Here is a 342-nt window from a genome sequence, read left to right as displayed (position 1 = left end):
GAGTTCAAGTCTCTCCGTCCGCACCATATTTTTGATTGTTTTATTAAAAACAATCATTGGCTACTTAGCTCAGCTGGTTAGAGCACATCACTCATAATGATGGGGTCACAGGTTCAAATCCCGTAGTAGCCACCATACAACTTTTAATTGATTCACCAATCGTCGATTAAAATACAAAAATTTCTACTCTTTGTTTTAATTAACAACTAGCAGAACGCGGACGTGGCGGAATTGGTAGACGCACCAGATTTAGGTTCTGGCGCCGCAAGGTGTGAGAGTTCAAGTCTCTCCGTCCGCACCATATTTAAAGATGCATTATCTTGGTTTAACTACCGATTTAAT

General features: G+C 40.4%; 2 tRNA genes. Both read left to right on the top strand.

Features of this window, described 5'->3' with window-relative positions:
- Positions 1–58 precede the first annotated feature (58 nt).
- A tRNA-Met gene (locus tag PVK63_RS19940) sits at positions 59–135 on the top strand.
- Between the two features lie 81 nt (positions 136–216).
- Positions 217–301: transfer RNA gene (locus PVK63_RS19935), tRNA-Leu, on the top strand.
- Positions 302–342 lie beyond the last annotated feature (41 nt).

Source organism: Aliivibrio sp. S2TY2 (genome assembly GCF_028765525.1).
Classification (GTDB): domain Bacteria; phylum Pseudomonadota; class Gammaproteobacteria; order Enterobacterales; family Vibrionaceae; genus Aliivibrio; species Aliivibrio finisterrensis_A.
The sequence above is the reverse complement of the archived record's forward strand: the minus strand, read 5'-3'. Positions and strand labels throughout refer to the sequence as shown.